Source organism: Deferribacterota bacterium, assembly GCA_034189185.1.
GTDB lineage: Bacteria > Chrysiogenota > Deferribacteres > Deferribacterales > UBA228 > UBA228.
Genome location: JAXHVM010000081.1, coordinates 1 through 8111 on the forward strand (window position 1 = coordinate 1; position 8111 = coordinate 8111).

At 29.1% G+C, this 8111-nt stretch carries 11 protein-coding genes; 2 read left to right on the plus strand and 9 right to left on the minus strand.

Going from position 1 to position 8111, the window contains the following annotated elements; genetic code table 11:
* Positions 1-25: 25 nt before the first annotated feature.
* Positions 26-343, plus strand: coding sequence for a cupin domain-containing protein (locus tag SVN78_06600; protein MDY6821274.1), 318 nt, complete (start codon positions 26-28; stop codon positions 341-343).
* Between the two features lie 58 nt (positions 344-401).
* Here the strand turns inward: SVN78_06600 and SVN78_06605 are convergent, their stop codons facing one another.
* The 8 genes from SVN78_06605 to SVN78_06640 form a co-directional block, all read right to left on the minus strand.
* On the minus strand, positions 402-1625 hold the full coding sequence (locus SVN78_06605) for a pitrilysin family protein (protein MDY6821275.1): 1224 nt from the start codon (positions 1623-1625) through the stop codon (positions 402-404).
* An 83-nt stretch (positions 1626-1708) separates the two neighbouring features.
* Positions 1709-2965 carry a pitrilysin family protein gene (locus SVN78_06610; GenBank protein ID MDY6821276.1) on the minus strand — a complete coding sequence of 419 codons (1257 nt, stop codon included), beginning with the start codon at positions 2963-2965 and terminating at the stop codon, positions 1709-1711.
* Between the two features lie 94 nt (positions 2966-3059).
* Positions 3060-4475, minus strand: a complete 1416-nt coding sequence (locus SVN78_06615; GenBank protein ID MDY6821277.1) for an MATE family efflux transporter — start codon at positions 4473-4475, stop codon at positions 3060-3062.
* 125 nt (positions 4476-4600) lie between these two features.
* On the minus strand, positions 4601-5266 hold the full coding sequence (gene thyX / locus SVN78_06620; GenBank protein MDY6821278.1) for an FAD-dependent thymidylate synthase: 666 nt from the start codon (positions 5264-5266) through the stop codon (positions 4601-4603).
* Complete coding sequence (locus tag SVN78_06625) at positions 5266-5907, minus strand: lactate utilization protein (protein MDY6821279.1); 642 nt, start codon at positions 5905-5907, stop codon at positions 5266-5268. The genes thyX and SVN78_06625 overlap by 1 nt, the downstream gene beginning before the upstream one ends.
* Positions 5908-5993: 86 nt before the next feature.
* Positions 5994-6470, minus strand: coding sequence for a hypothetical protein (locus SVN78_06630; GenBank protein MDY6821280.1), 477 nt, complete (start codon positions 6468-6470; stop codon positions 5994-5996).
* A 13-nt stretch (positions 6471-6483) separates the two neighbouring features.
* Complete coding sequence (locus tag SVN78_06635; GenBank protein ID MDY6821281.1) at positions 6484-6771, minus strand: hypothetical protein; 288 nt, start codon at positions 6769-6771, stop codon at positions 6484-6486.
* A 2-nt stretch (positions 6772-6773) separates the two neighbouring features.
* Positions 6774-6986 carry a PLDc N-terminal domain-containing protein gene (locus SVN78_06640; protein MDY6821282.1) on the minus strand — a complete coding sequence of 71 codons (213 nt, stop codon included), beginning with the start codon at positions 6984-6986 and terminating at the stop codon, positions 6774-6776.
* 33 nt (positions 6987-7019) lie between these two features.
* Here SVN78_06640 and SVN78_06645 point away from each other — a divergent pair, with 33 nt between their 5' ends.
* Positions 7020-7628 carry a nucleotidyltransferase family protein gene (locus SVN78_06645; protein MDY6821283.1) on the plus strand — a complete coding sequence of 203 codons (609 nt, stop codon included), beginning with the start codon at positions 7020-7022 and terminating at the stop codon, positions 7626-7628.
* Here the strand turns inward: SVN78_06645 and SVN78_06650 are convergent.
* Positions 7618-8097, minus strand: a complete 480-nt coding sequence (locus SVN78_06650) for a bifunctional nuclease family protein (protein ID MDY6821284.1) — start codon at positions 8095-8097, stop codon at positions 7618-7620. The two genes, SVN78_06645 and SVN78_06650, sit on opposite strands and share 11 nt — an antisense overlap.
* Positions 8098-8111: the final 14 nt, after the last annotated feature.

The following is an 8111-nucleotide window of genomic DNA, read 5'->3' on the forward strand; positions in this document are numbered from 1 at the left end:
TATAAAAGATTCAAAAGAATTGAAAATGATAAAATTGGAAGGTGACAATCTGAAAGATGTTTACAAACAAGTTGCAATTGGAGAAAAAGAAGGTTGGGATGATTATATTATGAGAATATTTACATTAAAATATGGTGGTTTTACGCCAAAACACAGTCATCCTTGGCCTCATATCAACTATATCATTAAGGGCAAGGGTATACTTTACATAAATGATACACTTCATAATATTAAAGAAGGTTTTGTAGCTTTTATACAATCAAATACTACACATCAATTTAAAAATGATGGAGATGGAGACTTTAAATTTATATGCATCGTACCTAAGGGATGCGATAAATAGTTATTTGTAAAAAAAATATATAAACAATTAGATTTAAGTTAGTATATATTATTATATTTTAATTTTTGCCTATTATCTCAATAATAGATTGGGGTTTTTTTGGTATTACGTATTGTAAAGATATAATATCAGCTAAGACTACCTTCTTAGCTTTTTCTAATAACTTCTCATAATAATCTAAAGCAATATTATTTAAATAGTTCGATAGTAATGTAGAAGCTATCTCGCTTGAAGTCTGGTTCGATCTTGACAAACTACCAACAACCATATTTCTAACTAGATTAAAATCTTGAGTATTTATATTAGCTATATAATCTTTTGTTAAATAATCTTTAGCAATATTTAAAGCGTCATCTATATTTGAAGAACTACTAATATCTGATCTTACCACTAGATAACTATTTGATATCATACTTAATAAACTAGAAGCTGCTGAATATGCTAAACCTCTTTTTTGTCTAATTTCATCATCCATTTTATTTGACAAGTAAGTAGAAAAGAATAGCCAATCAATGTAATCATCACTTTTCTTTTGAGGGGCATCTATGCCCAGAACAAAAGCGGATGTATCAACATTCCTATTTTCAGTGTAAAAATTTTCTGTTAAAGGTGGTTCAACTGGGCTTGATAATGTATATTTTTTGCCCATATCAATATCGAATTCTCTTATAACGTTATCCAGATTATCTATGTTATCAAGATTGCCAGCTAATACAAAAACTAGATTATTGCCAGCAAAGTATTTATTATATAAATTAATTATATCATCTTTTTTAATGTTTTTAATTGTATCAGGATAACCTATAGTTTCATATCTATATTTAGTCTTAAGACTTCTAAAAATCCACATCTCCATTGCCTCAGACCATACATCTTTTACAGCTTTAGATTGTTGCAAGGCAATATTTTTTTCTTCTTCAAAACCTTCAAATGATGGGTTATATAAAATATCTTTTATTATATTTATTAGTTCTGGTGTATATCTACATAAAGAAACACCAGAAACACCTATATAATCTTTACTAACTATAGGGGATATATTTCCACCAATACTTTCAATCGCTATTGGAAGTTCCCTTGAATTATAGTTTTTAGTATTTCTTGTCATCACATGTATTAATAAATTTCTCAAACCTATTTTATTCTCTTCCTCGACACTTATAGGTAGCTTAAAACCTACTCGTACTGAACACACATTAGATGTGGTTTTATTATATGTTATAACGTGCATCCTATTATTTAATGAAAACTCATTTATATTAGACATAAAATCACTAGCCATAAGATTGTACTCCGAATATAAAATTAATATTAAAATAATAATAACAAATAAAACAATTCTTTTATAATATTTAAAGCTACACATTATTTACTGTCCTCTGGAAGTATAGTTAAAAATGCATAGTTATTACTTCCTAAATACTTCCTACAGACTCTTACAATATCATCTACCTCTATTCTTCTAATTCTTTTAATGATATTATCATACAAATCAAGATTCGCCACAGTATTATAAAAACCTAAAGTTGAGGCCAAAGAAATTGGTCTTTCTTTACTCATCTCAAAACTTGATTCATATAATATTTTCATTCTCTCTAATTCTTCATTTGTTATATCACCATTAGATATTTTTTTAACCTCACTTAAGATGATATCTTTAACTTTATCTACATTATCAGGTGAAGTTACATATACAAACCCAAAATCATTAATCAATTTTGAAGCTGAAAAATCTAGCATTATAGAAGAAGCAAGACCTGTTGTTACAATTTCTTGATCTAATCTTGAACTCTCGCCACCACTTAAAACGTAACCAAGCATTAGTAGCGCGGGGAAATCATCGCTTAACGCATCTGTGCCGATCCAGCCAATCTTTGAGTATGCAATACCACCTGTGTGCATCTCTTTTTTTACTATTTTTGGCTTGCTTATTGGCGCAGGTGGATTAAAATCAAATTCAACTTTCTCTCCTGCTTCATTTATATTTGCCGTCTTCTCCTTAGTCAAAGATACTAATGACTCTTCATCAAAATTTCCCGCAACAACAACAGTTATTCTATCCTTTGTATAAAAGTGCTTATAGAAATATTTTAGATCATCAAGGGTCATCTGCTTGACAACATCATAATCACCACCAATAGGTCTACTATATGGATAAGTTGGATCGAATATCACTTCCCCAAAGGAATCAAACAAATTTGTAAAAGGTTCAGATTTGCGGGTGGCAAGTTCAGACAATATAACACCCTTCTCTTCATTAAACTTTTTCTCTGTTAGATCTACGTTTGCAAGCATATCTGTCAATATATCAATACTTTCAGCAAGTTTATCTTTGGGTGCCTCTATAAAATAATGAACATAATCTTGTGATGTTGCTCCATTATAGGTTGCACCCAATGCTTTAATATAATCAGCAATATTGCCTGGTCTCTTTTTAGTTCCCTTAAAAAACATATGTTCCATAAAGTGACTTGCACCATTATTCTCGTTGTTTTCATAGAGTGATCCAGTTTTCACCCAAAAATCAACTGCAACAACATTAGAATCATTATATTTCTTATATATCAAGGTTAGCCCATTATCAAAATGTTTTACCTTATAAGCAAAAACTGATGTTAACATAGCAAAAAATATTAATATAAAAAAGTAATATTTACAATACCTCATATTGTTTTCTATCTCCTATTAAATGTTTAATGTATATAATATAACAAAACTATACATGATTAAAGATTTTTTTATCTTCTATTAAAAGCATTGACCTCCACTTTCCACCTTTAAAGCGAAAATAGAAAAAAAGGCCCAATAATGTTATATATATTGAAAAAATACACCATAATATATAAATATCCTGATTGAAAAATTCAACAGCAAAATAGGTTGGAACAATTAATACAAAAAATGATAGTATAGTTATAATTTTCATTACATATTTTGTATCCCCTGCGCCTTTTAAAGCCGCAGCAAATATTATGTTAAAGGTATCAAATATAGAATATAATGCTACAAATCTTAAAAGTATAATTGCTAAGTTGTATATAGCTACATAATTTTCAGTAAATTCCCCTTTGATAAAGGGTTTGATAAAAATATCAGGCGTAAATAAGTAAAGGAGTACCACAATTAGCATATATACAAAAACCAGATGAAAGGCTGAATATATACTTTTTTCAGCTAAAGTTGGTATACCTCTGCCCAAATACTGCCCAACCAATACTGAGGCAGCAATCCCTGAGCCAATCATTGGTAGAAAGACAAGGGTACTAACATTAAAGGCAATACTTGTTGCAGCTAGCTCTACAACACCGAGTTTCCCAACAAATAAAACAAAAATAGAAAAACCAACCATATCTAAAAAAAACTGTACACCTGCAGGAAAACCAAACTTTATTAGCTTGCTAAATAAATAAATTTTAAATGAACTATTAGATGTAATATTATACGTTTTATTATAATTTTTCATATTTATAATAATTACATATGTTAAAACATTAAAAATACTAGCTATAACTGTTGCAATTGCCGCACCTTTAATACCAGCTTCAGGAAATAAAGAGATACCAAAAATCAAAAGATAATCAAATAAAATATTTATTGCAGTAACAATAAAATTTACCCACATAACTATCCACGTTTTGCCTATGCTTGAAAAAAAACTTGATATACAAGCTGATAACAGCATGGGAAAAGCACCTAAACATAAAATGTTAAAATATATAATTTCATTTACCTTTATCTCTCCAGCGTGTCCCACTAAATTAAATATTTTACTAGAAAAAAAAGTTAAGGAACCTATTAAAGCAGCACCTATAAGGGCTAGATATATCCCCTGCCATAAAATTGAACCGATATTATCATATTGTTTTGCGCCATAATATTGAGCTATAAACGTACCTGTGTATGTTACTGTGCCTAAAAATAAACTTAGAAATGTAAAATTCATAGCGCCAGCTGGCATAGCTGCTGCTATAGTTACAGGTGAATACCATGACAGAAACATCCTATCAACAAAGTGTTGTATAGACCAAGAGCTTGTTGTCAAAATAAGTGGCGTTGCTAAAGCTAAAAATTCACCATAACCACCTTTTGATATATATCTATATCTAATCTTGTTTAATATTGTATAGATCATAATTTGGTTAATATATATTCTAAATAAATTATATCAATTTATTAAAAAATTAAAATTTTACAACAAAAGAACTGTTTAAAAATTGGGTAAATCTTAAAATATTATTATAGATAAAATAAGAAATATTATTTAACAAGACTTGAAGAAATGGGGCATATTTCCTCAACAAATCTAAAAATAGCTTTAATATAAAAAGCTGTTTCTTTCTGTGCATCCTTTGAAACTCGCAAACTATATACACGCATATAGGCTGCTAAGCTAGCTGTCTCTATAAATTCAGTATAAGCTCCAAGTGGTAAAACTATTCTTGCCTGCTCAGCTGGTATATCAACCTCTAACATCTCATTATATAAATTATAGGAATATTTGTAAAACTCATTTAGCTTTTCTATATAATGATCATTCTTATCGTTAACCTTATCCAGGCTACCCTGTTTTATTTTTTTTGCATTTATCCTAAAATAGTCAGGCATAAAAAATTGAGGCTTTTCTTTAACATACCTTCTGCTTATCTCATTTCTTGTTAATCCTATTTGATGTCTATACCATTGTCTAGCGACAAAAAAAGGCATTTTTATTCTAAATTGAAAAATAACATGACTAAAGGGTGTCCAGTGTTTATGTTCATACAAATATCTTATAAGCCTTTTGTCTTTGTCAGTTAATTTTTTTGATTCTTTACCAAAAGAAACTCTAGCGGAGTTAACAACAGTTAAATCATCACCTAGACTATTTAAACATTCAACAAAGCCAATTTTATCATGGGCAAATATAATTTTTTCATTACTCATTAAAAACCTAAGGATTCCCCAATAACCACTATCTCTATATCAGAGTTACTAGGTTTTTTTTCTAAAATTGTTGTAGCATTGCATATCCTATCTTTACTATTGCACTCCATGCAATAACCTGTTTCAGCACAAGGGGTATTTAAATTTAGCCTCTTAGTATTCATAGGTGTTATATGTTTTATTCTTTTCAAGGCACTATCAAGATCTGCAACAATCTTATTAATTCCTGCTATTATTAAAACTTTTTTTGGCCCAAAAATCATAGCAGCTACTCTATTACCTATGCCATCTACATTAACAAGCTTACCATCCAATGTGATTGCATTTGATGAGGTAATAAAAAGATCAACTGTTAACTCCTTTCGTCTTACTTCATGTTTCTCTTCAGCTGTTAGATTAGGATCGTTGTGGTTAAAAACTTTTTTGTTATACATATTTACTACATCTAAAATCATTAAATCATGTAAGACTGTTATTGATCCACCAAAACCAATGGTATCATTTTTTTTTATTATATCCTCGATATAAGATATGGCACCCATTCTATCATCATAATAACAAGCTTTGAAATTATTCTTTCTTAGAGATTCAACAGCTCTTTCGGCAAGTTTTTTATTAAACCAAATCTTTATCTCTCTCATAAAAAACTCCATATACTCTTCTAAATGATAATAATGAAATTAGGCAGGCATACATAAGCATATCACTTATGTATGCCTAATATATATTATTCTTCAAAATCTTTGAAAGCCTGATCTATATCGTCTAGAATATTTGCAATGTTTTCCTTTGCAGTTTCCCAATTTTCTTCAGTTTCACTTTTTAGATTTTCAATACTTTCATCTAGCTGAGCTTTCTTTTCTTTTAAATACTCAATAGTTGCCCTATATTGTTCTTTTGCCTGTTCATCAGCTTCACTAAACTTTTTTTCAACTTTAGCTAGTTTTTTATTAATACCATCAGATTTTTTGTTTAACCAATCAATGAAATCTTCTTTCTTATCGAAGGTAGATTTCTTTATTTCTGAATAGATATCCTCACCCTTTTCCTTTACCTGATCAACAACTGGTGTTTCTTTTACTTGCTCTTCAGCACTTTCTTGTTTTGGAGTAACCTTTTCTTCTTCTGAAGGTCTTTCACATGAAATAACCACAACAGATATTGCTACAACCAAAAAAGTGTAAAATAAATTTTTAATTTTCATTTTTGCGCTCCTTTTATTTTTTATTTTTTTTATAGCTCTCAAACTTTTCTTTCAAATTATTATATAACTTTTCTGTTTTCCCCTTTAATTCCTTCCATGATTCATTAGTTGTTGAACTTAGCTTTGATATAAAGCTATCCAAATCTTTTCTCTCTTTTCTCAATTGTTCTAATTTGCTTTTTGCCTCCTCCTTTGCTTTCCCAGAATACTCTTTTACCTTAATTGACCACTCATCAAGCTTTTCATCTAACTTCTTTAATTTCTCATTTAAATTCTTTAAATACTCATCTCTCCCTGACATATTTACCACCTCCTTGTATTATGCCCATTCATATAAGCTCTAGGGCCATATATCAACCATAATATTAAGCCTATTAATGGTAAAATCAAGATTAAGATTATCCAAAAAACAGTCATATTCACACTAGATTTACTTTTTATTACATTAACAATTGCCCAAATATCTAGGATTAGTATAATAAAACCAATGAATCCGCTTATTTGAATACTGATCATAGACTCTCCAATTATTTTATAGTATAATTTGTTATGAAATTATATAGTATAATCCCTGCTGCTGGCAAGTCAAAAAGAATGAAATCAAATAAATATTTATTACCCCTAAGTTGTAATAAAACTATAATAGAATGCACTATTGAGAACTTATTAAAATCTAATATAGATAAAATATACTTAGTAACTTATGATATGAACCCTTTAAATAATTTAATAAATAAATACCCAATCAATGTATGTATAAATAATAATATTAATTCCCAAATGTCGGATTCTATAAAAATCGCTCTTAACAGCATAATAAAAAGGGAAAAGGAAATATCTGATAAAACCGGATTAATGATTGCCCTTGCTGATCAGCCGGCTGTAATGACAAAAACAATTAATATAATTATAGATGAATATCTAAATCACCCGTATAAGATTGTTATACCCACCTATCAAGACAAAAGAGGTCATCCTACCATATTTCCTTATAAATTAATTAAAGAGATTTATTTTGAGCCTACCTTAAGAGAGATAATAAAAAAACATAAAGAAAAGGTGTTACATAAAAAAATAAATGATAAAGGTATTATCCTCGATATTGATTACCCTGAGGATTATAGTTATATATTAAATTACTTAAAAACTAATGATTAGAGATATTTCTTTGATCAACTAATATCTCTTCTAGTACTTTTTTGCCTTTTTGGTCTAAACTTCTTTTACAGATACATTTTTTATAATTTAATAATTTCTCGTCAATAAAAATAGGAGCCTTTATGCGTAGACCCAATGCTATTGCATCACTAGCTCTGCATTCAATTTCTTTGACAAGTCCATTATGGTTGATAGATATTTTAGTTTTAAATACGCAATCTTCAACATCATAGATTAAAACCTTCTCTAATTTCACATCATCTATAGCTGATAGAATACCTGATATAAAATCAAAGGTCATTGGCCTTGGTGGGACAATCTCGTTAAGCTCTACAAAAATTGATTCCGCCCCTGATTCAGAGACATTTATAGGTACCATATAGTTGCCATCAAGAGTCTCTAACACACAGAAAAATCTAGTTGTTATTGGTTCACATATTACGCATTTTACATTAACTTCATAATACATTATCTCTCCTCCTT

Coding starts and splice junctions, on each gene's coding strand:
- SVN78_06605 (MDY6821275.1), bottom strand. CDS start 1,625: ATGGCTAGTGATTTTATGTCTAATATAAATGAGTTTTCATTAAATAAT.
- SVN78_06635 (MDY6821281.1), bottom strand. CDS start 6,771: ATGTCAGGGAGAGATGAGTATTTAAAGAATTTAAATGAGAAATTAAAG.
- SVN78_06645 (MDY6821283.1), top strand. CDS start 7,020: ATGAAATTATATAGTATAATCCCTGCTGCTGGCAAGTCAAAAAGAATG.
- SVN78_06625 (MDY6821279.1), bottom strand. CDS start 5,907: ATGAGAGAGATAAAGATTTGGTTTAATAAAAAACTTGCCGAAAGAGCT.
- SVN78_06630 (MDY6821280.1), bottom strand. CDS start 6,470: ATGAAAATTAAAAATTTATTTTACACTTTTTTGGTTGTAGCAATATCT.
- SVN78_06610 (MDY6821276.1), bottom strand. CDS start 2,965: ATGTTAACATCAGTTTTTGCTTATAAGGTAAAACATTTTGATAATGGG.
- SVN78_06650 (MDY6821284.1), bottom strand. CDS start 8,097: ATGTATTATGAAGTTAATGTAAAATGCGTAATATGTGAACCAATAACA.
- SVN78_06615 (MDY6821277.1), bottom strand. CDS start 4,475: ATGATCTATACAATATTAAACAAGATTAGATATAGATATATATCAAAA.
- thyX (MDY6821278.1), bottom strand. CDS start 5,266: ATGAGTAATGAAAAAATTATATTTGCCCATGATAAAATTGGCTTTGTT.
- SVN78_06640 (MDY6821282.1), bottom strand. CDS start 6,986: ATGATCAGTATTCAAATAAGCGGATTCATTGGTTTTATTATACTAATC.
- SVN78_06600 (MDY6821274.1), top strand. CDS start 26: ATGATAAAATTGGAAGGTGACAATCTGAAAGATGTTTACAAACAAGTT.